Here is a 20,240-nt window from a genome sequence, read left to right as displayed (position 1 = left end):
AGTAATCATTCTGTTGTGCTCATAATAAAAAATGACTCGAAGGATTGCCATAAGAATTGGTTAAGTTTCTTCGTACGTTATAAATAGACGGTTGTTTAAAATGAATAAGCTTAATCATCGCTGAAAATGGGAAACTCTTAGGTAAAGAAGTGCTGTGGATTGGTATTATTTATTTTTATCTGCAAGCTTGCATAGAGAGAAATAAGTTCACGATATAAAAAATAAAGGCTATCCACCTTGCAGATGAGATGAATAGCCTTTTAGAACTAAAATTGATAAAAATCTTAGTCTTTGACTTCCGGCAAATCAAACCAAATTACTTGAGCATCATCCAGAGCTCTCATATCTACTTCATCCAGGAAAGCGATTGCATCACCTGCATTTAAGGTGTATTCGGCAATCTGTACTGCACCTGAAATCACATGCACATAGTTAATATGCTGAGAGGCTTTGATTGCTAAAGCCTGATCTTTTTTAATCACTGCGGTTTTCACTTCAGCATTCTGGCGAATATGCATCGGTGCGTTATCATTTGGTCCACAAATGAGATGCCACTGGTTAGGTTGTTCACGTGGATCCAGCTTAATTTGCTGATAGTTCGGTTGTGCATCATGTTCGTTTGGAATGATCCAGATTTGTAGCAAATGGACCTGTTCATCACCCTGGTTCATTTCACTATGGCGAACACCTGTACCGGCACTCATCAGTTGCCACTCACCCGCAGAAATCCCGCCGTGATTGCCCATGCTGTCCTGATGGGTAATCGTACCTTTAAGTACACAGGTCAGGATTTCCATATTGTCGTGTGGGTGTTGACCAAAGCCTTGGTGACCATCGATCAAGTCGTCATTAATCACACGCAGTGCGCTGATACCCATATATTTAGGGTTATACCAGTTACCAAATGAAAAGCTGTGTTTAGATTCCAGCCAGCCCATTTTGACATGACCACGGTTTTCGCTTTTATGCAGGAAAGCATCCATTTTTCATCTCATCTATTTTTTTAACATGATCCTATCTTAGCGTTGTATTTATTTTATAAAAAGCCTATCCATGCGACAGATCATTGCAGTTTTGCAACGATCTGAATTTTATTGAAGCATAAAAAAGCCCACTCGAAAGCGGGCATTTTTTATATAGAACTGATTATTCCAGGAAGCGGACAGTTACACCTGACTTCACTTTACGGCCAAGATCATTGGCATCCCAGTTGGTCAAACGGATACAACCGTGTGAATAAGACTTGGAAATCATCGATGGATTTGGCGTACCATGAATACCAAATGATTTCTTGCTCAGACCAATCCAGATATTACCGACTGGTCCATTTGGGCCAGGTGGTAAGGAAAGCGGTTTGGTGTTATTACCTTGAACAAAGTTAGAAGGTGAATAGCTATAATACGGGTTACGCGCTACACCTGTTACTTTATAAGTACCCGTTGGAGAAGGCGTGCTGGTATTACCAATACTTGCCGGGAAAGAGGCAATCATTTTATTTTTGCTGTTAAACAGATACAGCTGTTTGGCACCTTTGTGCGCTACAATTAAATGAATGTCTTCTGGCAGGTTGTTACGGACATTGGCAACCAGAAGTTTTTGGCCTGCTTTGCTGAAGTTTGCTCCCGGATTGAGCTGTTTCAGGAACGCTTCATCCATGTGGAATTTTTCAGCAAGCATTTCCGACATGCTGGTGTAGTACAGACCAGGCATTTTAGCCTGTAGCGCATAATCAGATGGAATTGATTTTGCCAAAGGTACTTTCAGATCTTCTGCTGAAATGGTGTATTCGACAAATGCAGGCTTAGACGCTTGCAACTCTATCAGCTTATCCCAGGTTTCTTTGGTCAATGTACCGGTCGGCTTGATACCATTCATTTGCTGGAAAGAGGCCAGCGCTTTCAGGGTATTTTTACCACTGGTTCCATCAATTGCACCTGGCGAAGCATGAGCATTGTTCAACATGACATGTGCACGTGCATATACAGGAAACTGACCTTTACCGATGTCTTCATACCATTCAGCATTATTCAGACCATCTAGCGTCCAAGAGGCTTTATTGGCATGAGCAGACGTGCTTTTAGCGGCTGCTGTTGGGGCAGCACCGATATCCGCATTTTGATCTTCAGCTGCCTGCAGGCCATCCAGGGTCTCAGAAGCCTGAGTAAGATCGCTTTGTTCCTGAGCTGAAATAGGAGTATCTGTAGATTTGGCTGCTGATGCTTCTGTAGCAAGCGGATCGATCGGGTCTTGAACCGTAACATCGGTCGCTACTTTTTTGGGATTTAATGGCTGTTCAGTAGCAGAAGCAGCGAAGGCAGTACCTGCAATAATGCAACTTAAACTCATTGCGAGCATTGTGCGAACGAACATGTAATTCAACCTAATTATTCATAAACTATTTAAATAACGTAATAAGTATTACAGAAAAACTATGGAGATGCAGTAGTTGTTTTGTGACACCCTTAATTCTTCACTTATGATGATCGATTTTTAAAGTAATGTGAAGTTATTAAAAATGGAGGCTTTTTGCTATGATGTCTTGAATGTCAAAGATTGATGGTAATGTGAATGACGACCTTAAAAAATGATCGTTTTCTGCGTGCATTGTTGCGTGAACCTGTAGATACCACACCCGTATGGATGATGCGCCAGGCAGGCCGTTATTTACCAGAATACCGTGAAACACGCGCTAAGGCAGGGGATTTCCTGTCTCTTTGCAAGAATACCGAATTTGCCTGTGAAGTGACCTTGCAGCCGCTGCGCCGTTATGAACTTGATGCAGCCATTCTATTTTCGGACATTTTGACTGTGCCGGATGCATTAGGTCTGGGTCTGTATTTTGAAGCCGGTGAAGGTCCTAAGTTTCATAAAACCGTACGTACCGAGCAGGATGTAGCAAATCTGCCAGCATTTAATGCCAAAGCAGATCTAGACTATGTCATGAATGCGGTTACTACGATCCGTTCAGCATTAGGTGGACAAGTTCCCTTAATTGGCTTCTCGGGCAGTCCATGGACACTGGCGACTTATATGGTTGAAGGTGGTTCCAGCAAGGATTTCCGCTTTACCAAACAAATGATGTATGCACAGCCTGAAGTGCTGCATGCATTACTTACACGTCTGGCAGATGCAGTAACGGATTACCTGAATGCCCAGATTGATGCAGGTGCTCAGGCGGTGCAGATTTTTGATAGTTGGGGTGGTGCACTAGCGCATCGTGAATATATCGAATTTTCACTTAATTATATGCAGAAAATTGTCGCAGGTTTGCAGCGTGAAAAAGATGGCCGCAAGATCCCTGTGATCCTGTTCACCAAAGGTGGTGGCCAGTGGCTTGAGTCAATGGTAGCAACAGGTGCAGATGCTTTTGGACTGGACTGGACTACGCCGTTGAATGTTGCCCGTCAGACTGTTGCTGGTCGTGCAGCACTACAAGGTAACCTTGATCCTGCAACCTTATATGGTTCTCCAGAGGCAATTGCTAAAGCTACCCGGCTGATGCTGGACGATGCATATGCCAATGGTGAAAAGACCGGTTATGTGGCAAATCTTGGACATGGCATTACACAATGGGTAGATCCAGCCCATCCTAAAGCGTTTATTGATACCGTGCATGAGTACAGCGCTAAATATCTTTAGGATGTAAACCTTGATCAACCTACTCAAATCAGGGTTTGAATTTTCTTATAAGGCAGCATCGGCTGCCTTATTTGGGATCTTACTCCTGCTGGCTTTTGCTTTTAGCGCTTCAATGGGGAGTGAACTGTTTTACGGCTTCTACCGTTATGACTATCTTCTATTTTATGCTCTGGTGATTCAGGTCATTCTATTGTATGCCAAATTAGAATCCTGGGCAGAAGCCAGAGTCATTGCGCTATTTCATATTCTGGCGATGGTGATGGAAATTTTTCTGACTCATCCAGCGATTGCTTCTTGGCATTATCCACAACCCGCCATTTTCAAGATCTTAACCGTCCCGTTGTTTGCAGGCTTTATGTATTCAGCTGTAGGCAGTTTTTTTGCGCGTTCATTACGTCTGTTTCAGGTCTCTTTTAATCACTTGCCTGGTTTTGCCAATATGATGGCACTGGCTGTGTTGTCCTATATTAACTTCATGAGCAAGTTCTTTATTCCAGATTATCGTATTCTTCTTTTTATCTGGAGCGCGCTGATCTTCTGGAAAACTCAAATCCGCTTTCAGCTGAACCGGCATTCCTTTCAGTTGCCGATGTTACCGGTCCTGGCTTTACTGGCCTTTATTATCTGGATTGCGGAGAATATCAGTACCTTTTACCAGATCTGGCTCTATCCAAGTCAGGTAGAAAAATGGCATATGGTTGGCTGGGCAAAATTAGGTTCCTGGTACTTGTTATTATTGCTCAGTCTGGTGCTGGTTATGAAGATTTTAGGGGTGCGTGATTCTAGAGGAAATTGGCAGTTGAAAGCTTCTTCATAAAATTAATGTTTTCTTTGGTTAACATGGACGTTTTTGACATTGCGTATCGATCAGCTTCCAGCTAATCTGCTTAATGTGTAATATAAATTACATAATTATATCAATAACAAAGATGCAGAGAATAACCGGAGAATAAGTATGTTGAAAAAAATTATGCTCGCAGCAGTATTAGCGACTGGTTCGAGCCTGGCGATGGCTGACAATGATGTTGGTTGTGGTGTCGGTAGTCAGGTGTGGGCAGGTCAGTCAGGCATTATTCCTAAACTGCTTGCTGGTACTACAAACGTTCTGTTTACTAACCAATGGCTAGGGATTACTTTCGGTACCTTGGGTTGTAGTCAGGGAGGAACAGTCACTGCACAAGTTGTGACGTTTACCAATGAAAATGCGGAAGCATTGGCACGCGATATGGCTGTTGGTGAAGGTGAAAGCCTGAATGTACTTGCAGAATTGCTGAATATTAAATCTGAAGATAAAGCACGCTTCTTTACTTTATCCAAGCAGAATTTCTCTGAAATCTATTCAGAAGAAAATCAAAATACTTTACAGGTTTTGAGCTCATTACAAAACGTGATGGCTAAAGATGAAGTGTTAAAATCTTACATCTAACGGATCCTTAAAAAACCCTGCTACCGGCAGGGTTTTATTATGATTATAAAAACCCAAGAATACGTTGACTGAATGAAACATGCCTTTTTACTCATAGCTTTGCTATCGAGTCCCGTAAGTTTTGCTACGACCATTTCCCCAAATATTCAGCCTTATCTTGATCAGGCGGTACAGAAGCAGCTGTTTAAGGCGGAAACCTGGCAGCGTTTAATGTATGCCAATAGCAAAGGTCAGAGTGAGGTCAGCTACTCTGGTTATTTTCTGGCAGAGCAGGGAGGAAGTAACCTGCAACAGGAAATGCAGCAGAATATACAGGCATTATTTTTAGCAGCTGCCCCCAACCAGTCCGTGCGCTGCAAGTTTCCCGCACGTAGTCACTGGCTCATGCAGCAGTTAAATATCTCTGAGCAGCAATTGCCTGAGCTAAGTTGCCCTGATCTTGAACGCTGGATTGGGGAGGTGAAGCCTTATAAAGCTACCCTGATTTATGCGACAGATTTTATGGGGAATCCGAGCTCAATGTTTGGGCATACTTTGCTGCGTCTGGACCCTAAAGACCAGCAGGAACTGAAGCTGATTTCTTATGCAGTCAATTATGCAGCGACCGTAGACAGTAATGATAACTGGTCCTTTGCCTGGAAAGGCCTAACCGGAGAATATCCGGGTGAATATTCACTGATGCCTTATTATCGTAAGGTCAAAGAATATGGCGATTTTGAAAGCCGGGATTTATGGGAATATGAACTTAATTTGACGCCTGAAGAAACCACTTTTCTGGTACAGCATCTGTGGGAAATGCAACAGGTCAATTTCCCTTATTATTTTATTAATGATAATTGTTCATATCGTCTCTTAGGTCTGCTCGACTTAGTCCGACCTGGACTGAATCTGCAAAAACAGTTCGGTACAACCGCTATTCCGGTAGAAACCCTAAAAGTTGTAGAGCAGCAGGGGCTGATTCGGGAAAAAATCTATCGACCAGCCCTCGAAACCCAGTTGCTGGCTCAATCTCGCCAGCATGGTAAAATTCTGGCAAAAACTGCACATCAGGTTGCTTATGCAGAAACTGCTAAGATGTCTGAGATCTTGCACAACTATCCTGCTGAAGATCAGGCCAAGATACTGGAAATGGCTTATGATCATTTATATCTGGATTTTCTGCGTCAGGAAGTAGATGAAGCATTTGCCCAACCACGCTTTCGCAAGTTATTGGGATTAAGAAGCCAGCTGGCCATAGAGAAACAGCGTCAGCAGCCAGAAACTCCAAAAATAGATCCAACACAAAGCCATCATGCACGTAATTTTGTATTTAAGGCTGGACAGGTACAGGATCAAACTGCGATTCAGTTAGGTTTCCGTCAGGCTTATCATGATCTGATGGATCCACAAGGCGGATTACGCACAGGCACTCAATTATTATTCCTCGATGGTGCACTGCAATACCGTGATGATCGTATCAAACTGGAACATCTGGACCTGTTAACAGTTAATTCTTATAACCCGATTCATGCATTTAAGGTTCCGTTGTCTTGGGGCTTTAATCTGGGCTGGAAACAGGAAGCTCTTGACCGAGAAGGAGGGTTCAGTACTGAGCAGCAGCATGGTGTAGCCAATTTTCAGGTACAGGGTGGCTATAGCTGGGCTAATGCCGAACGTGAACATCTATGTTATGTGCAATTACAAACACATGTGCAGGCTGGTAAAGCACTTGATGAGGGCTGGCGTGCAGGTCTGGGGCCAACCGCAGGCTGTCAGAATATCTGGACGGACCGAATTAACAGTCTGGTACAGATAGAGCTCCCTTATTGGCATGACAGTCAGCAATGGATGCTCAACCTGAATACAGAACTGCAATATAGCCTAAATATGCAAAATGCCATTCGGATTGGATGGCAATACCAGCAGCAGGGGAGTCTGGACTGGCAGGCATTGCATTTACACTATATTCGTTATTTTTAAGTGAATTTTCGAGTAAAATCCCTAAAAGTTACTGATTTAAATAAAAAATAGAAGTTACAAAAATATAAGGATTTTGTAGCTAGTTTAGATGTCGTTTCATCAAAATTATGGATGCATGGGGTAACGATAGCTTATAAATTTGATATATTGTTCACCTAATTTATTGGGGTGTTTGAGTATGGACAATGAATGTATGGATATGCTAGCGGGACAGTGGCAGCATATATGCCAAAATTATTCATCAGATGATTTAGTCCATGCCTTCCAGTTTATAAAGGATAATGCCCTGATACTGGTGGAAGAGTTTTATAAAAATATGCTGGTGGAAAAAGAGTCGGCAGAGTTCTTTTCTGACGATTTGATTCAGCAGCGCCTGCGCAACACCTTGCATCAATGGCTGTTAGAAAGTTTTAGTGTCGGTATTAATAAGCACTATTTACAGGCTGTACAGAAACAGCATACCGTAGGTCATGTCCATGCCCGGGTAGGTATTCCGTCTTGGCTGATTATGCGTGGTGTACGTGAAATTGAACGCAAGATATTTGAGCTGTTAGAAGAAGATGAACAGTTGCTGACGCTGACGACCTGTAGCTATCTGGTACAGGTTATGAGCTTTGCCACTGAAATTATGTGTCGTTCCTATGAGGCAAAAACTGCCAAAAATCAGGAAATCAAGCACAGTTATCGTCTGTTCTCTGCCATGCAGGATGTTGCAGTACAAAAAGATAAGCAGCGTAGTTGCTTACTCGACTGGGAAAATGAGCTGATGTACAAAGTGTTCTCAGGTCAGGAAACCCTACGTCATCCACTACTGTCCAAATCTGAATTTGGCCTATGGTTTATTCATAAAGCCTCGTATGCATTTACCGGCTCAGATCAGGTTCAGCTAATTATTGAACGCATTCATCAGGTCGATACGCTAAATCAGATCATTTTAGAATGTCAGGACAAAACAAAAAAACTGAACCTGATTCAGCAGATTCGTGAGCTGAATCGTGAGATTCAGCATCTGATTGATCAGCTATTTCAGGTGGCAGAATATATTGAATCGGGAAATGATTCCCTGACTCAATTACTCAATCGTCGCTATCTAAATACCATTATTTCCCGCGAAATTACTTATTCACGTCAGAACCAGACACCGCTTGCCTTATTGGCGCTGGATGCCGATTTCTTTAAAACCATTAACGACAAATTTGGTCATGCGGCGGGTGATCTGGCCCTGAAATTTATTGCGGATGGATTACAGAAATACAGTCAGGGCAGTGACTATGCTTTTCGTGTGGGTGGTGAAGAATTCTTGCTGTTACTGGTCGATACCGATCAACGCCGTGCCATGAATATTGCAGAAAATATCCGTAAATTTATTGAAGAAGGCATAATTACGACTGCACAGGGTATGCAGTTCAAGTTTACCGTGAGTATTGGCTGTGTGATTTATGATGGTCATCCGGATTACCAGAAGTTCCTGGATACTGCCGATACAGCTTTATATGCAGCAAAAAATACTGGTCGTAATCGGGTGTATCTGGCAAAAAATGACCCGGATACACGAGTATTGAATACGCCATCAATGACCTAAATTATTGATGGGATTGCAGCGATTCAATCCAGTCTTTAAATTTCTGTTTTTGCTTAATGTACTCGGGATGCAGTTTGGCTTCATCCCATTTTTGTTTAAAGATACGTGCTGCGGCAGCTTTAACGGGATCTTCTCGCTGACGAGGCAATTCGTCTCTGCCGTGAGCGCCGCTCAATCCTTTTTTGTCATCTGGCACCGGACCGTCATATTTTTTACCCCCTTTATGATTGGCATAGCGGCGGGCACGGGTATAGCCCATCTGCAAGAATTTACGTGCCATATCCGCACCAATAAAATCTTCCTTTTCCAGATAATCCAGAAACATGGCATAAATCTTAGTACTGCTCGCTTGGGCCTTCTCTTCATCGGCAAAACGCCAATGTGGCAAAATTTCCGATTTATACGGTTCAACTGAAAGAACGCCCTGTTCACCACGTCCAATCCGGTACAATTCAGGCCGTTTTCTAAAATCAATTTTTTCAAAATCCAGCGAGTAATCAAAACTGGTCGAAACTACCCGCGAGGTTTTACGGGGAACATTTTTTGAAGATTTTTTAATCGTCATATTTTCTCCTTATGTATCTATATTTCCCTATAACCATGAATGCCTGTCTGTATTTTTGAAGTCCATGAGCTTTCTTAAAATGTGTGTATTTTTTATTAAGTGCAATAGACAAGCAGATCAATCTGCATAACTGAATAGATGATCAGCAATAATGTAGGCTGAAAGAGTGCTAAAGCGGGTAGTGATGCTGTAATGAATTGTAGAAGTCGAATTTATTTATAATTTTAAAAAAAGAAAAACCTGCAAAAGCAGGTTTTAGGCTTCAACGACGACAAAGTATTTTTTGACTGCTTCTACTACTTCAAAAGTACCGACGAAGCCTGGCGGAATAATACCTGCATCCCCCGCTTTGATTTCTACATAACTTTTTTTGTTGGCATCATGCAGGCGAACTGTACCTTCAATGACCGTAAAGAATTCCTGTTTATTCTCAGCAAACACAATATTCCATGCACCGACTTCGCATTCCCAGATACCACAATTCATATTGGGATGATCATACAAGCTTTGTGTAGAACGTTTAGGATTGCCAGCGACCAGGCGATCAGGACGGGGATAATCAATTGTGGTTTCACTCTGGGTTAAACCGTGACCTGCTAACCAAATTGATGACATAGTGAATCCTCAAGCTAAAGTTATCTGAAATTGAACAAATTAAAGCACATATAAAAAAGCCTCAACAAGTGTCGAGGCTTTTGAAATCAAAACGATTAGTAAGCTTCAGGTACTGCGCTCAGGAATTCACGACGTTCTTCTTTATTGGTTTTAAAATCACCCACAAAAGAAACAGTACGTGTCGTTGATTCCTGCTTGCCCACACCACGCATCATCATGCACATATGCGCAGAATCAATCACCACAGCCACACCACGTGCGCCAGTCACTTCAGCCACTGCTTCTGCAATTTGCTGGGTCAGATTTTCCTGAATCTGTAAGCGACGTGCAAACATTTCAGTAATACGGGCAAATTTAGACAGACCTAAAACACGGCCTTCTGGCAAATAAGCAATGTGCACACGACCATAAAATGGCAATAAATGGTGTTCACACAGCGAATAGAATTCGATATTTTTGACCAAAACCATCTCATGGTTATCAGACGGGAATACCGCATTATTGGTCACTTCTTCCAGAGTCTGGCTATAGCCGGAAGTTAAATACGAAAACGCTTTCGCAGCACGCACAGGCGTATCTTTGAGACCAGGGCGATTTAAATCTTCACCAACGGCAGTAAGAATGTTTGCGTAGGATTGCTGCATAGTCATATGACGTATTCACTTACACTGAGATAGAACAAGGACGGCATTGTAGCAGAAAACTATTACATTGCCTTAATTTGGAGTTAATTCCGATTACTGTTTGAACTTTGGATTCTTTTCCGCACGCTTGAGCAGAACCAGCACAGCGCCAGTACCGCCCTGGTTTTCAGGTGCGCTGACAAAGGCCAAAACATCACGGTGCTGACGCAGCCAGCCATTTACGTAGGTCTTTAAAATGGCTTCCGGACCTTTACCATGCACGATCTTAATCACGTTCTGGTTTTCATCTTTCGCCATCTGGATAATTTGCAATACTGCAACACGTGCTTCTTCCACGGTACAGCCGTGCAGATCGACTGCTTCATACCAGCGCAGATTGCCGGCTTTCAGATCTTCAAAGACTTTATGCTGTAAGGTCGCAATGCGATAGCTCAGCGCAGCCTGACTTCCGACTGGATTCAGCATGGCTTGGGTATCTGAAAGGGCAGTTTCATCAGTCTGCATCGGACCTTCAGCAGCAGCACGTTTGGCTAGTGTCTGTGCATCCGGTTTTTTCTTGCCGGCTTTTTCGATTTTTGCGATATTGCTATTATCGATTTTTTGTACACCCTGCATCTGTTTACGAAACAATTCCAGCTCATCAGCTTGTTCCTGTTCAGGTGTTTTCACCGCAGGTGCTTCAACTTCAACGCGTGGCTGTGGATTGCTGATCTGTTTTTTAAATTGCTTCAGCAAATTAAACTGATCTTTGGAAAGCGAAGAATCGTGTTTGCTCATAATCAAAAAACATGCAAGATGCGAAAATATTGATAAATTATAGTCCTGATTCAAGAAAATGAGAACTGCATTGCGCTCATACTGTTTAGGTATTCTGTTCAAGTGAATATTTAAATGAAATTTAAACGTGAATATACAATAAGAGCTCACGTTTATTATTTGATTTTTTAGGTCTTACTGTTCATATAAGCAGAATGTATTTGATTATATCCAGGTTGATAGGCTGAATTTTAGAGAGAGATTTCAAGCTGGGGCAGAACAGAAAAACAGATAAATTAGAAGGTCTAAAAGTTGATTCAGGGAGTAGGAAGAATCAGGGCAAAACGAATTTTGCCCTGAATTGAAAATTTTTATACAGCTTCTGGTTCACCAAACAGTTCGCGGAATGCATGATCCGGACGCGGCTGTTTCATAAAGCTTTCACCAACCAGAAAGGCATGAATATCATGTTCCTGCATCATCGCGACATCCGCAGGTGTTGCGATACCACTTTCAGTCACCAACAGGCGAGATGGATCGAGTAACTGTTTTAAACGCAGTGAGGTATTTAAATCGACATCAAAGGTCTTCAAGTTACGATTATTTACACCCAACAGGCAGCGATCTGAAAGTTTAAACGCACGTTCGAGTTCGGCCTCATCATGCACTTCGACTAAAACATCCAGATTATGCTCAAAAGCAGTCTTTGACATTTCTTCCAGTTGCTGATCAGACAGGCAAGCCACAATCAGCAAGATGCAGTCTGCATGTAAAGCTCGCGCTTCAATCACCCCATAAGGATCAATCAGGAAATCTTTACGTAGGGCTGGCAAATCGCAATGCGAACGTGCAATCTGAATATTCTCATCAGCACCCTGGAAGAAATCCACATCGGTCAATACGGATAAACATGCAGCGCCTGCATCCTGATACTGTGCGGCAATTTCCGCTGGATTAAAGTTTTCACGGATAATGCCTTTGGATGGAGATGCTTTCTTGATTTCAGCAATCACCCCCGGGCGCTTAGCCAGCAATGATTGAGCAAAGCCACGTACAGGTGTGCCAGCTTGAGCCAGCTCTTCAACATCCTTATAACTTTTTTGCTTCAGACGTGCAGCAAATTCTTCTTTTTTCCGGTCTACGATCTTACCTAGAATCGTATTTGCGATATCTACCATGATTAAAAATTCCTGCTGTCTTAGATGTCGTATTCTTTGAGCGTATTTCCAAATTCTGCCAAAATGCCCATTTTTTCTAGAGCTTGCCCCCCATAAATAATGTCATGGGCAAGAGCAACACCTTGTTTATAGCTGGTGGTTAAACCAGCTACATAGATACCTGCACCAGCATTAAGCGCCACCATATTTGCGGCTTTCTCACCAATTTCAGATTTCTTTTTGCTTAACGCGTCTTTAATCAGTTTTAAGCTGTCGGCAGCACTGTCAATGGTTAGACCTGTTAAGGTTTGAGAGGCAATATCGACCTGTTCAGGAATGATTTCCCATTCAGTGATTTCATCATTCTTGAGTTCAGCCACATAAGTTTTAGATGCTAAACTGATTTCATCTAAACCATCTTGTGAATGCACCACCATGACATGTTCAGCACCGAGTTGCTTAAGCACTTCAGCCATTGGGCGGCACAATTCATGCGAGAAGACACCAATGACAAAGCGTTTTACTCCAGCCGGATTCGTAAGCGGGCCGAGTAAGTTAAAAATACTACGGAAACCCAATTCTTTACGTGGCGTAGCGGCATATTTCATGGCTTTGTGGTGATTTGGGGCGAATAAAAACCCTACACCAATTTCACGAATGCAACGTTCACTCTGCTCAAGACTCAGATCAAGGCGAATACCTGCTTGCTCTAGGACATCGGATGAACCGGATTTACCAGATACACCACGACCGCCATGTTTAGCAACAGTTCCGCCTGCAGCCGCAATCACAAAACTTGAAGCAGTAGAGACGTTAAATAAATTCTGACCATCACCACCTGTACCGACAATGTCGACCAAATATGGCAAATCGCTGACATCAATTTTCAGTGCCAATTCACGCATTACACGTGCTGCAGCAGTAATTTCATCGATGCTTTCGCCTTTTAAGCGTAGACCCATCATCAGGGCGCCAATTTGCGCATCGGTGGCTTCACCCGACATGATGCAACGCATCACATCTTCCATTTGTGGCTGAGTCAGGTGAATGTTTTTTGTAATATGGTTTAAAGCTTGTTGAATATTCATCATTATTTACGCATAAATTTCTAGGAAGTTTTTAAAGATTTGATGGCCATGCTGGCTTAGGATGGACTCCGGATGGAACTGCACACCTTCAACAGGTAATGTCTTATGTTTTACGCCCATGATTTCTTCCATTGAGCCATCTGCTTCATTGGTCCAGCAGGTCACTTCCAGACATTCCGGCAAGGTCGCCTGATCAATCACCAGTGAGTGATAGCGCGTCGCAGAAAATGGAGAAGGCAGGTTGCTGAAAATCCCTTCGTCACTGTGATACATGTCGGATAGACGGCCGTGCATGACACGTTTAGCGCGCACAATGTCACCGCCAAATGCCTGACCAATACTTTGATGGCCGAGACATACGCCTAATAGCGGAATCTTGCCAGAAAAGTGCTGAATCGCAGGAATAGAAATACCGGCTTCACTTGGAGAACATGGACCAGGGCCAATGACCAGATATTTAGGTTGCCATCGCTCAATATCTTCTAAAGTCACGGCATCATTACGGACTACTTTTACTTCTTGATTCAGCTCGCCAAAGTACTGGACGATGTTGTAAGTAAAGGAGTCATAGTTGTCGATCATTAAAAGCATGAGCTTAACCTATTGAAATTAATGCACTTAAATTGTGCTTGAGTAATTCAGAGCGTGCTTTATTAGCAGTTTTTTAGCTAGCTAGAAAAGCTGATTAAACTGTTGATTTCATTGTGTGAAAATAAAGCGACAATCATCATAGCAAATAATCTGAAACTACGGCGCAACAATTTGCCCAATTTTTCTGCTTAGCCAAATGAACAGGGTTGATAAGGCTCAACACACACGGGGATATAACCAAAATATAGTAAATAACTAAAAGTAAGTTAAGGTCAAAAAATATGTATACATAATTTTGATGTTTTAATTTTTTTATGAGTTGCTTTAAAAAACAACAGTTGATTAGCAGGCGGAGAAAACGGAACAGTATTCTTATCGTTTATTTATCTAAAGTGACTCAATTTGGTGAGTATTTTCTTAACCTTAGTCTTTAAGAAAAACTGAATATTCGCAGTATAATACAAAAATACCTTTTAAATCGATTAAAAACTCACCTAAAGTTTATAAAAGCTACATAAGCTCATCATTATTTACCAGAAATAACATCTATAGTGATTTTACCGCACTGTTAAGGTGCAGTGTGAAATCTAACGAAACAAAAATCACAGAGAATGCTTGAATATAGTGCATTTAATTATACAGACAGTATAATAGGCCGAAAGTATTTCTTTCAATCCACGTATTCTCATAAGGATTTCAAGATTTTAGCTATACTTTTAAAAGTTGGTACGGTAATTGCTTAATAACTACCAACTACTAACACGCACTTCGTAAGTGCAACAAAAAAACATCGGAGCAAATTGAGCATGGCGAACAAGGTCCTTCAACTCATCCAAGAAAGTGGCGCAAAATGGGTAGACTTCCGTTTTACAGACACTAAAGGTAAAGAGCAACACGTGACTTACCCAGCAGACACTATTGATGAAGATACATTTGAAGACGGTAAAATGTTCGATGGTTCTTCAATCTCTGGCTGGAAAGGTATTGAAGCGTCAGACATGATTTTACGCCCAGATGCTGAAACAGGTTTTATCGACCCGTTCTTCGCTGAGCCTACAGTTGTTGTGACTTGTGATGTCATTGAACCTTCAACTGGTCAAGGTTATGACCGTGACCCTCGTTCAATTGCTCGCCGTGCAGAAGAATACCTAAAATCTACTGGTATTGGTGATACTGCATTCTTCGGTCCTGAACCAGAATTCTTCGTATTTGACGAAGTAAAATGGGAAATCGACATGTCTGGCGCTCGCCATACATTGATCGCTGAAGAGGCTGCATGGTCAACTGGCAAAGACTACGAATCAGGTAACTCTGGTCACCGTCCACGTGTTAAAGGCGGTTACTTCCCAGTTCCTCCTGTAGATTCTCACCACGATATGCGTGCAGACATGTGTGCAAAAATCGAAGAGATCATGGGCCCAGGCCGTGTAGAAGTACATCACCACGAAGTTGCATCTTGCCAGCTTGAAATCGGTGTAAGCTTCAACACAATGGTTCGTAAAGCAGACGAAGTACAACAGTTTAAATATGCTGTTTGGAACGTTGCGCACCAATACGCGAAAACTGCGACTTTCATGCCTAAACCAATGGTAGGCGACAACGGTTCTGGTATGCACGTTCACATGTCAATCTCTAAAGATGGCAAGAACCTGTTTGCTGGTGATGAATATGCAGGTCTTTCTGAAACTGCACTTTACTTCATCGGTGGTGTGATCAAACACGCGCGTTCATTGAATGCGATCACTAACCCGTCTACAAACTCATACAAGCGTCTGGTACCGCACTTCGAAGCACCAATTATGTTGGCTTACTCTGCGCGTAACCGTTCTGCTTCTATCCGTATTCCATACGTTTCTAGCCCTAAAGGCAAACGTATCGAAGCACGTTTCCCTGATCCAATGATGAACCCGTACCTAGGTTTCGCTGCATTGTTGATGGCTGGTCTTGACGGTATCCAGAACAAGATCCACCCAGGTGAAGCTGCAGACAAGAACTTGTACGATCTTCCTCCAGAAGAAGAAGCTAAAATCCCTACAGTGGCACACAGCCTTGAAATGGCTCTTGAAGCGCTTCAAGCGGACCAGGATTACCTGCTTAAAGGTGGTGTGTTCACTAAAGAAATGCTTGATGCCTACATCGAGCTTAAAACTGAAGAAGTACGTCGTCTGAACACGACTACTCACCCAGTTGAATTCGATATGTACTACAGCCTGTAATTCTTCCAAGAATTTCACTGTAAAAAAGACCCGCCTTTGTGCGGGTTTTTTTGTATGATGCTGTTATTGATTAAAGATAAATGATTATGGCAGCACGTAAAAAACATACTGGCTTTTTTCCCTGGATTGATCCGCAAGATCACAGTAAAGGTTTTAAACTGAATTTTTCTGAAGTGACCTATATAGAAGTCGGACGTACACCTGAAGGTTATAAGCAGGTGGAATTCATTGCATTGCGAAATCCTGAATTGGCTTTGGATTATGACTATCCGCAAAGCTTTTATATCACCACAGATGGAATAATTCTGAAAAAACTGCCAAGTGGCAAATATGAAGTTATCGCCAAGACAGATAATGCCTGATCATGAAGTTGGGAATGTTGTGAGTTTAAAATTTAAGAATCAGCCTAGACAGCAGATACCAGCTGTATTTCGGGAATGGCTATATGCATCAGGATCATTGACCCAGCAACTAACTGATTTGGCAGATGGGCAATTTAGGGTGCGGCCGTTAAAAGAACATTTTCAGCGATTAAGCTTTGAAAATGCCAGTTGGATGAGGATGCCACATCAGCATACCTCTTGGGTGCGGGAAAGCTATTTATATGGTTGTGATGAACAACCTTGGGTGAAGGCTAAAAGTATTTTCCCGATTTTAAGCCTGCAAAAACGGGCACGGATTTTTCAGCATATTGGATCGAAGCCGATTGGCTGGCTGTTATTCCAGCGTACCAATCCGTATTGTGAGCGTCGTGTGATCTATCTTGAAGATGGGTGGACCCGCCAGAGCTGTTATACTTGGCATGGCTGTAAATTTATCGTACAAGAAACATTTTTACCGGCTTTCCAGCAATATATAGAAAATCAACAGGCTTAACTTGATATGGCAACTGCACAAGCAATTAGCTGGCGTGAACGTCTGAGCGCCTATTATTATCTTTGTCGTTTTGATAAGCCTATTGGCACAGAACTGGTTTTTTGGCCCACCATGTGGGCACTTTGGGTGGCTGCAAAGGGAATACCTGATCTGAGTATTCTGATGCTGATGATTCTTGGTGTCATCCTTATGCGTGCAGCAGGTTGTGCCATTAATGACTTTGCCGACCGAAAGGTGGATGCACATGTGGAGCGAACCAAAACACGTCCACTGGCAACTGGAATCATTAGTGGTAAAGAAGCAGTGATGGTGTTCCTGGTGCTGGTGGCTGCTAGTGCCTGCTTACTGTTCTTCTTACCGATTGAAACGTTCTATTGGTCATTTGGGGCTTTATTTCTAGCTTTCATTTATCCTTTTATGAAACGCTATACGCATTTACCGCAGGTATTCTTGGGTGCGGCATTTTCATGGTCCATTCCCATGGCTTATACCGCAGTAGGGCAGACTCCGGATTTAACCTGCTGGTTGCTGTATTTTGGTAATCTGGCCTGGACTGTAGCATATGACACCCAATATGCAATTACCGATCGTGAATATGACTTGAAAATTGGCGTGAAATCGACTGCCATTTTATTTGGTCAATATGATATTCAAATCATCAGTGTACTGCAGGTCATTAGTCTTGTTTTGATTGGCACAGCCTTATGGGTCGAAGGCTTACTCGTTCCATTTGGCTTGATTGGTTTAATTGCGGTAGCAATCGATTTTGCTTACCAGTGGTTAAAAACCAGAGACAAAGATCCGCAGCGCTGTTTCTGGGCTTTTAGGCATAACCGTTGGGTTGGCCTGATGATTTTCCTGGGAATCTTTGCTGCACTTCTGTAACTGCATACTGTCAATTCATAACAAAAGCATCCTATAAGGGTGCTTTTTTTTATGATTAATTCAAATCTGCTCCATGAAAAAGATTAACAACAATAAGGGATTAGAATATGAATAGCATAATGAAAAACGGTTTCAAAAAAACTTCTTTGGCAGTCATATGTTCAATGACACTGTTAATAACAGCATGTAATGACGGTGATGATGAATTTATCGGATTTAATCCAGTACAAATCTATGCAGTGGATGATGAAGTAAAGGCAATGGTCGACCGTCATGATATTTTCAGCTATAGCATGCAGAGCGTTCAAGATAAAAATATTCGTGCTACAACCTTGGTCTTTACACCTAAAGGTACACCACCTGCAGGTGGTTGGCCGATTGTGGTTTGGGCGCATGGCACGACCGGAGCGGCAGACAAATGTGCTCCTTCACGTCTTCCATTAACTGGAGAGGAAAAAGATCTGGTCATGGAATTGGTAGAGCGAGGTTATGCGGTCATTGCACCAGACTATGAGGGTCTGGGTAATAATAATGAACCACATCCTTATTTAAATCTTGAAAGTGCAGCCAATTCTATTCTTTCTGCTATTAGCGAAGCTAAAAAATATTATGGCAATGTTTTAGCTGATGAGTGGAGCGTGGTAGGGTGGTCACAAGGTGGGCATGCAGCGCTTGCTGCTTCAGAATTTAGTAGTGTGCTAACTAACTTTGATTACAAGGGTGCAGTAGCAATTGCTCCAGCGTCTTATCTGGCAGAAACTTTAAATTATGGATTGGCTGTTGCTGCTACTGTTGCAGATCCCGGTACACCGGAAGCTATCCAGGCGGCAAAACAGATTGCTGGAACCTTATATGGTTATGCGGCAATTGTAAGTTCAGGAATTAAGGCAGAAAGACCAGCTTTCCAATACAGTCAGGCTTTCCTGGAAACTAAAGTTCCTCTTGCACAAATTGCGGAAGTTGAATGTTCACCACGAGTTGCTGAAGGTTTTAGGAATGATATTCAGTCTTATATTGATAATGGTGGAACGTACGCTACTTATCAGGCTTTGCAACCCAACTTTATCCTGGATGATGATGTGAGTACTTATTTAGAGGAAAACTTGCCAGGACAAAATCCAATTCCTAAACCTGTATATGTATTCCAGGGTGAACAAGATACAACTGTGCCTGCTTATATAACTACAACATTATTGTTTCCGAAACTTTTAGAGGTTGCAGAAGAAATGGATAATGATGATTTATTTCTTGATCCAGATGCTAATCATCAAACGATTATGACGCAGAATATTTCTGCTATTGTAGACAAAGTAGACGAGTTTATGAATCAATAGAAATAGAATGTTGCAAGGAGCTTCGGCTCCTTTTTTATTTGTTATCTTGCTAAGTCTTGAGCAATCATCTGAGTTTGTTATAGTGGCTCAAGATTTTAGGTCAAGAGTATAGGTTTGTTATGTCGCAACAGACAAAACCCCGCAGTGTCAAGAAACTGGTTATTTTTGGAACCCTGGCTTTATGTATTCCAATTTTTTTGGTCACGATGGCATTTCTGGCTGTAAATAGTGATGCCAAAAATCAGGAAAAGTATAAACAGCAGCAGACTGAAATGATCGCCCGAATTGAAGCACGAGAGGCAGCTGAGAAAAAGCAGGCAGTGGAACAGCAAGAAAATGCTGAAACAGATGTGCAGGCAGCCTCAGAGGCCAATATTCAGCAATAAGTATTTTATATAAATTTATTATCTTAAATCCCGTTGTAGTTGTCTGATGCTCGGTATTTCCGTGTATCGGACAACGGTATAGCCTGCTGCAATCAGCATGGCATCGCGTTCTGCATCTTCCTTTTCTTTGCCAAAATGACTCGGATCATCGAGCTCTACAATTGCAACGACATTATATTCCCGGTCCATCACTACAAAGTCGGTCACCTTGCGGTTAAATTTGCTTCGCATATTCATCTGGTCATGAGTAATCAAGGCACTAAAAGCAACTTGTGCCAAAATATGATGATGAGGAAAAGCATCTTTCAGACGAATAAACATCCTGCTTTCAAAGGCAGTAATGACACGTTTGGGGTAAAATTTTTGCTGGCGGGTAAACAGGTGCGGGAAGAGCAGGCAAAATAAGGCGAAACTTGCCAGACAGCCAATCACAAAAAAAATAATCTGATTCAAATGAAACACAGCAGAACTTAGGGCAAATAAAAAACCCACTTCATAATGAGTGGGTTCTTCGAGAATCT

Annotated in this window: 21 protein-coding genes; 11 read left to right on the top strand and 10 right to left on the bottom strand. The window is 42.2% G+C overall.

Annotation, left to right across the window (positions count from 1 at the left end):
* Positions 1–284: 284 nt before the first annotated feature.
* Positions 285–983: a pirin family protein gene (locus tag FSC11_RS09980; RefSeq protein ID WP_163166667.1), complete on the bottom strand. Its 699-nt coding sequence runs from the start codon at positions 981–983 to the stop codon at positions 285–287.
* Positions 984–1,146: 163 nt separating this feature from the next.
* Positions 1,147–2,370: a L,D-transpeptidase family protein gene (locus FSC11_RS09975; protein WP_004893747.1), complete on the bottom strand. Its 1,224-nt coding sequence runs from the start codon at positions 2,368–2,370 to the stop codon at positions 1,147–1,149.
* Positions 2,371–2,568: 198 nt separating this feature from the next.
* Between FSC11_RS09975 and hemE the strand changes: the two genes are divergently transcribed.
* The 5 genes from hemE (at position 2,569) to FSC11_RS09950 (ending at position 8,606) form a co-directional block, all read left to right on the top strand.
* The gene (gene hemE / locus FSC11_RS09970) at positions 2,569–3,639 is read left to right on the top strand and encodes a uroporphyrinogen decarboxylase (protein ID WP_163166665.1); all 1,071 of its coding nucleotides are present in this window, start codon (positions 2,569–2,571) and stop codon (positions 3,637–3,639) included.
* A gap of 10 nt (positions 3,640–3,649) precedes the next feature.
* Positions 3,650–4,456 (top strand): DUF817 family protein, encoded by an 807-nt coding sequence (locus tag FSC11_RS09965; RefSeq protein WP_163166663.1) that lies wholly within the window; start codon positions 3,650–3,652, stop codon positions 4,454–4,456.
* A gap of 138 nt (positions 4,457–4,594) precedes the next feature.
* Positions 4,595–5,065: a DUF3015 family protein gene (locus tag FSC11_RS09960; RefSeq protein WP_004810609.1), complete on the top strand. Its 471-nt coding sequence runs from the start codon at positions 4,595–4,597 to the stop codon at positions 5,063–5,065.
* 72 nt (positions 5,066–5,137) lie between these two features.
* The gene (locus FSC11_RS09955; RefSeq protein WP_163166661.1) at positions 5,138–7,024 is read left to right on the top strand and encodes an Lnb N-terminal periplasmic domain-containing protein; all 1,887 of its coding nucleotides are present in this window, start codon (positions 5,138–5,140) and stop codon (positions 7,022–7,024) included.
* Positions 7,025–7,202: 178 nt separating this feature from the next.
* On the top strand, positions 7,203–8,606 hold the full coding sequence (locus tag FSC11_RS09950; protein ID WP_163166659.1) for a diguanylate cyclase: 1,404 nt from the start codon (positions 7,203–7,205) through the stop codon (positions 8,604–8,606).
* Between the two features lies 1 nt (position 8,607).
* Here the strand turns inward: FSC11_RS09950 and FSC11_RS09945 are convergent, their stop codons facing one another.
* The 7 genes from FSC11_RS09945 to FSC11_RS09915 form a co-directional block, all read right to left on the bottom strand.
* Entirely contained in the window at positions 8,608–9,171 is a 564-nt protein-coding gene (locus FSC11_RS09945; protein ID WP_163166657.1) for a DUF4385 domain-containing protein, read from the bottom strand.
* Positions 9,172–9,426: 255 nt separating this feature from the next.
* A complete protein-coding gene (locus tag FSC11_RS09940; RefSeq protein ID WP_111810417.1) occupies positions 9,427–9,786 on the bottom strand; it encodes a cupin domain-containing protein in 360 nt (119 codons plus the stop codon).
* A 95-nt stretch (positions 9,787–9,881) separates the two neighbouring features.
* Complete coding sequence (gene folE / locus FSC11_RS09935; RefSeq protein ID WP_171249847.1) at positions 9,882–10,430, bottom strand: GTP cyclohydrolase I FolE; 549 nt, start codon at positions 10,428–10,430, stop codon at positions 9,882–9,884.
* 93 nt (positions 10,431–10,523) lie between these two features.
* Positions 10,524–11,207, bottom strand: a complete 684-nt coding sequence (locus FSC11_RS09930; RefSeq protein ID WP_005221425.1) for a Smr/MutS family protein — start codon at positions 11,205–11,207, stop codon at positions 10,524–10,526.
* Between the two features lie 350 nt (positions 11,208–11,557).
* On the bottom strand, positions 11,558–12,364 hold the full coding sequence (gene trpC / locus FSC11_RS09925) for an indole-3-glycerol phosphate synthase TrpC (RefSeq protein ID WP_163166655.1): 807 nt from the start codon (positions 12,362–12,364) through the stop codon (positions 11,558–11,560).
* A gap of 20 nt (positions 12,365–12,384) precedes the next feature.
* On the bottom strand, positions 12,385–13,431 hold the full coding sequence (gene trpD, locus FSC11_RS09920; RefSeq protein ID WP_163167768.1) for an anthranilate phosphoribosyltransferase: 1,047 nt from the start codon (positions 13,429–13,431) through the stop codon (positions 12,385–12,387).
* A gap of 6 nt (positions 13,432–13,437) precedes the next feature.
* Positions 13,438–14,022, bottom strand: a complete 585-nt coding sequence (locus FSC11_RS09915; protein WP_163166653.1) for an anthranilate synthase component II — start codon at positions 14,020–14,022, stop codon at positions 13,438–13,440.
* An 800-nt stretch (positions 14,023–14,822) separates the two neighbouring features.
* On the opposite strand from FSC11_RS09915, the gene glnA reads away from it, so the two are divergent.
* The 6 genes from glnA (at position 14,823) to FSC11_RS09885 (ending at position 19,719) form a co-directional block, all read left to right on the top strand.
* Positions 14,823–16,238 (top strand): type I glutamate--ammonia ligase, encoded by a 1,416-nt coding sequence (gene glnA, locus FSC11_RS09910; RefSeq protein ID WP_171056638.1) that lies wholly within the window; start codon positions 14,823–14,825, stop codon positions 16,236–16,238.
* A gap of 86 nt (positions 16,239–16,324) precedes the next feature.
* Positions 16,325–16,600: a hypothetical protein gene (locus FSC11_RS09905; protein ID WP_004893922.1), complete on the top strand. Its 276-nt coding sequence runs from the start codon at positions 16,325–16,327 to the stop codon at positions 16,598–16,600.
* Positions 16,593–17,114 carry a chorismate--pyruvate lyase family protein gene (locus FSC11_RS09900; RefSeq protein WP_017401580.1) on the top strand — a complete coding sequence of 174 codons (522 nt, stop codon included), beginning with the start codon at positions 16,593–16,595 and terminating at the stop codon, positions 17,112–17,114. The genes FSC11_RS09905 and FSC11_RS09900 overlap by 8 nt, the downstream gene beginning before the upstream one ends.
* A gap of 6 nt (positions 17,115–17,120) precedes the next feature.
* Positions 17,121–17,999, top strand: coding sequence for a 4-hydroxybenzoate octaprenyltransferase (gene ubiA, locus FSC11_RS09895; protein ID WP_004893927.1), 879 nt, complete (start codon positions 17,121–17,123; stop codon positions 17,997–17,999).
* Positions 18,000–18,163: 164 nt separating this feature from the next.
* Complete coding sequence (locus FSC11_RS09890; protein WP_227590975.1) at positions 18,164–19,333, top strand: alpha/beta hydrolase; 1,170 nt, start codon at positions 18,164–18,166, stop codon at positions 19,331–19,333.
* A gap of 119 nt (positions 19,334–19,452) precedes the next feature.
* Positions 19,453–19,719 (top strand): hypothetical protein, encoded by a 267-nt coding sequence (locus FSC11_RS09885; RefSeq protein WP_005221434.1) that lies wholly within the window; start codon positions 19,453–19,455, stop codon positions 19,717–19,719.
* Between the two features lie 18 nt (positions 19,720–19,737).
* On the opposite strand, the gene FSC11_RS09880 is transcribed toward FSC11_RS09885, so the two are convergent.
* Positions 19,738–20,181: a DUF2726 domain-containing protein gene (locus FSC11_RS09880; protein WP_420867671.1), complete on the bottom strand. Its 444-nt coding sequence runs from the start codon at positions 20,179–20,181 to the stop codon at positions 19,738–19,740.
* Positions 20,182–20,240: the final 59 nt, after the last annotated feature.

It is taken from the genome of Acinetobacter schindleri (assembly GCF_010918895.1).
GTDB classification, from domain to species: Bacteria; Pseudomonadota; Gammaproteobacteria; order Pseudomonadales; family Moraxellaceae; genus Acinetobacter; species Acinetobacter schindleri.
Note: the sequence above shows the minus strand (reverse complement) of the source record. Positions and strands in the feature narration are given on the sequence as shown.

Excerpts from the sequence above, each read along its gene's own strand:
- FSC11_RS09945 (WP_163166657.1), bottom strand. The coding sequence starts at position 9,171 with ATGACGATTAAAAAATCTTCAAAAAATGTTCCCCGTAAAACCTCGCGG.
- folE (WP_171249847.1), bottom strand. The coding sequence starts at position 10,430 with ATGCAGCAATCCTACGCAAACATTCTTACTGCCGTTGGTGAAGATTTA.
- FSC11_RS09915 (WP_163166653.1), bottom strand. The coding sequence starts at position 14,022 with ATGCTTTTAATGATCGACAACTATGACTCCTTTACTTACAACATCGTC.
- FSC11_RS09905 (WP_004893922.1), top strand. The coding sequence starts at position 16,325 with ATGGCAGCACGTAAAAAACATACTGGCTTTTTTCCCTGGATTGATCCG.
- hemE (WP_163166665.1), top strand. The coding sequence starts at position 2,569 with ATGACGACCTTAAAAAATGATCGTTTTCTGCGTGCATTGTTGCGTGAA.
- FSC11_RS09950 (WP_163166659.1), top strand. The coding sequence starts at position 7,203 with ATGGACAATGAATGTATGGATATGCTAGCGGGACAGTGGCAGCATATA.
- FSC11_RS09930 (WP_005221425.1), bottom strand. The coding sequence starts at position 11,207 with ATGAGCAAACACGATTCTTCGCTTTCCAAAGATCAGTTTAATTTGCTG.
- FSC11_RS09975 (WP_004893747.1), bottom strand. The coding sequence starts at position 2,370 with ATGTTCGTTCGCACAATGCTCGCAATGAGTTTAAGTTGCATTATTGCA.
- FSC11_RS09940 (WP_111810417.1), bottom strand. The coding sequence starts at position 9,786 with ATGTCATCAATTTGGTTAGCAGGTCACGGTTTAACCCAGAGTGAAACC.
- FSC11_RS09980 (WP_163166667.1), bottom strand. The coding sequence starts at position 983 with ATGGATGCTTTCCTGCATAAAAGCGAAAACCGTGGTCATGTCAAAATG.
- trpD (WP_163167768.1), bottom strand. The coding sequence starts at position 13,431 with ATGAATATTCAACAAGCTTTAAACCATATTACAAAAAACATTCACCTG.
- FSC11_RS09955 (WP_163166661.1), top strand. The coding sequence starts at position 5,138 with ATGAAACATGCCTTTTTACTCATAGCTTTGCTATCGAGTCCCGTAAGT.
- FSC11_RS09900 (WP_017401580.1), top strand. The coding sequence starts at position 16,593 with ATGCCTGATCATGAAGTTGGGAATGTTGTGAGTTTAAAATTTAAGAAT.
- ubiA (WP_004893927.1), top strand. The coding sequence starts at position 17,121 with ATGGCAACTGCACAAGCAATTAGCTGGCGTGAACGTCTGAGCGCCTAT.
- trpC (WP_163166655.1), bottom strand. The coding sequence starts at position 12,364 with ATGGTAGATATCGCAAATACGATTCTAGGTAAGATCGTAGACCGGAAA.
- FSC11_RS09960 (WP_004810609.1), top strand. The coding sequence starts at position 4,595 with ATGTTGAAAAAAATTATGCTCGCAGCAGTATTAGCGACTGGTTCGAGC.
- FSC11_RS09885 (WP_005221434.1), top strand. The coding sequence starts at position 19,453 with ATGTCGCAACAGACAAAACCCCGCAGTGTCAAGAAACTGGTTATTTTT.
- FSC11_RS09890 (WP_227590975.1), top strand. The coding sequence starts at position 18,164 with ATGACACTGTTAATAACAGCATGTAATGACGGTGATGATGAATTTATC.